The organism is Azospirillum sp. P4_B5, from assembly GCF_056402275.1.
In genome coordinates, this window is record NZ_JBFUHT010000114.1 from 1 (window position 1) to 2521 (window position 2521).

A 2521-nucleotide genomic window follows, 5' to 3' on the forward strand; every position below is an offset into this window, starting at 1 on the left:
ATGGTGCCCTTGACCGCCGCCTGCATTGCCGCCGTTGCATTCACCTACGCGCCGCTGCTCGGCGATCCCCCTTCCCTGGTGGAGCAGGACCTCTACACGCTCTTTGGCGCCGAGCGCGGCCGCGTCGGCGAGTGCGTTCCCAACAAGGACCGGAAGACCGGGAAGATCACGTCGTGGGACTGTGGACCGTTCCAGATCAACACCGGGAACGGCCCAGCCCTCGCCAAGCTCTTCGGCACGACACCGGAGGAGGCCATGCGCCGGGTGACGAACGACGGGTGCCTGAACGCGCATGTCGCCGGCTGGCTGCTCGTCGAGAAGCGGCGGGCGGCCAAAGGCGACCGGCACGACGCCCTCGGCCGCTACAACAGCGCCACGCCAGGGATCAAGGAAGCCTATCAGGATCTGCTGGAGCGGAGACGCCGGCAGCTGTTCGGGGACGCGGCCGTTCCCGCAGCACGAGCCGACGGGACCACGTCCGGTGCGGCCCGTTAAGCGGGGCTTTCGAGCCGGCGATCCTCATTGACGGCGCTCCGCCGGGCTCGGCCCGACGCCCACCATTCCTCCGCGGTCAATTCGCAGGGGCGTGCGATACCGGGAAGATGAGCCACGAGCATGCCGCACTTCGGACAACGCTCACCCGGCAGAGGAGGCCAATCGACCGTGACGCCGGTCCGCCGGTAGCATGGCAGGCCGAATTGCTTTTCGAGCGCATCCGGTACCGAAGCGATCATCGCTCTACCATCGGCGGCTGGACGGGTGACGGATGGACACCGGTGCCGCAAGGGGCTGTGCCGTCGAGAGGTGACCGCCCAAGATTCATGAGCGAGCGGTTGGCCATCTCCAGCATTTCCAGCAGCGAACGGACACGGCCGTTGATCTTGAACAGCCCAGGACCGGCGCCGACGATGGTGTGATCGCGGCTCATCAAGTGGCGGCGCGCCTGATCGACGATTCCATCAGACACCGGTGCCTTGACGGACGCGGCACGACGCATCCGCCCGCCACTCCATGCGGTCCAGCAAGCGTCGATGCGCAAGCGGCGCCTCCCGCCTGTTCGGCGTTCGACCTTAATGGTGCCGTCGTCTTCGAGGCTTTGCAGGAAACGCACGACCGGGGTTTCGCCGCAACCGACGACGTCCGCAAGCGTCGCCACACCGGGACAGGGTCGCTCGTCCCGGGCGACGGACCGTAGATAGTCCAGCAGCAGCGCCTTGTCGGCGGCGGACAGCACCCTGATCCTCGGTGTCGAGTGCCGTGCCGGTTGATCGTCCATGGTACGCCTCGCTTCTCATTCGTGGCTTGTCTTCGGTGGCGCGCCCCTGCGGCAGGGAAATCAGGCATCCGGCCTCGGCGTGGGCTCGCCATGACGTGCGGCAAGCCGGGCCAGGGCGCCAAGACAGATGGTCACCGCCGCGGCATGCGCCGCCTGCGCGACGGCATGCTCCGCGTCCGTGAACGCCTCTTCCGGTGCTGATCCGAAGTGGACGCGCGCCGCCTCGATGTCTGGACGCGGAGCTGCGCGCAATGCGGCGAATAGCGAGCGGACGGACTGGAGCATCTGCGCGCGGGTCATCCAGACGCCGGCCGAAGGCGTCGCGCGCAACGTCGCGGAGAAGGCCTGGGCTGATTCCATGATCGCTTGAAGGAGCGCACCGTCGCCGGCGTCCGGAGCCCGCCCCATGCCGAGTTCGTCGGCCGCCGCCTGGATCTCGGCAGGCATGGCCCGACCCATTTGAAGTAGGAAGCTGAGGATTTCGGCCACCACGGGGTTGGCGTCCGGTGGATGACCCGCGCCAGGGTCCGGCGCGTGCTCGTAAGGGACCTGGAAGGCGTTCGGGGATGCGTTCATCGGCATGGTGCCCACTCCTTCGCTTCCCGTTTCATGCTGCGCCGTTTCTTTCATCCACCTGACGGACCAGCATAGGGAATGGCATTCGTCACCTTCGAGCACCTGTCATCCGCATCGATCACGCAGGACCGGTGCCGGGAGCTACGAGGGCGCGTGGAAAGGCGTCATTCAGGGCATGGTCAACAAGATCGTGCCCCTGCCCTTCGACCAGCGCTGGATCGCGCGCTGCTTGTCGAAAGTAGGTGACGACAAAGGCGCGGATCACCGAGGCCACTGGGTTCTTCCGAAAACCCTTGCCCCCCGCTGACCGGCTGAGACAGCGCCGCTCGATGCAGTCCACCAAATCGCGGAGGGAAACGCCTTCGCGATCCGCAATATCCTTCATGGATATCTGAAAGTACGGCTCCATAGATGATAAGACAGGCTCGACCGTCTTGGTCGATTGAACATTTTCTTGCAGACAATGCATAGCGCTCTCCTCTTCATACCTGCTCACCGTCTTCGACGATCCAAAACCCAGCGTCACTACCGGGAATGCAAAGGTAATAAAATTGCTCTATATATAAATCAGTCACTTGCCCGATACGCGGGAACAGCCTAGGCGATAAAGCCACATAAGGTTGAATCAATATGTTGATTGTCAGAGCAGCGCCGTTCCAGTAGGATTCC

At 64.3% G+C, this 2521-nt stretch carries 5 protein-coding genes; 1 reads left to right on the forward strand and 4 read right to left on the reverse strand.

Annotation, left to right across the window (positions count from 1 at the left end):
- Nucleotides 1-495 (forward strand): lysozyme family protein (locus tag AC1DVI_RS32155; protein ID WP_459198168.1); only part of this gene is annotated, 495 nt, incomplete at its 5' end.
- A gap of 235 nt (nt 496-730) precedes the next feature.
- On the opposite strand, the gene AC1DVI_RS32160 is transcribed toward AC1DVI_RS32155, so the two are convergent.
- The 4 genes from AC1DVI_RS32160 to AC1DVI_RS32175 all read right to left on the reverse strand — a co-directional run.
- A complete protein-coding gene (locus AC1DVI_RS32160) occupies nt 731-1276 on the reverse strand; it encodes a hypothetical protein (protein WP_476961435.1) in 546 nt (181 codons plus the stop codon).
- 60 nt (nt 1277-1336) lie between these two features.
- Nucleotides 1337-1858, reverse strand: coding sequence for a hypothetical protein (locus AC1DVI_RS32165; protein ID WP_476961436.1), 522 nt, complete (start codon nt 1856-1858; stop codon nt 1337-1339).
- 112 nt (nt 1859-1970) lie between these two features.
- Nucleotides 1971-2321 carry a hypothetical protein gene (locus tag AC1DVI_RS32170; protein ID WP_476961437.1) on the reverse strand — a complete coding sequence of 117 codons (351 nt, stop codon included), beginning with the start codon at nt 2319-2321 and terminating at the stop codon, nt 1971-1973.
- Nucleotides 2322-2334: 13 nt separating this feature from the next.
- Nucleotides 2335-2521 (reverse strand): hypothetical protein (locus tag AC1DVI_RS32175; RefSeq protein ID WP_476961438.1); only part of this gene is annotated, 187 nt, incomplete at its 5' end.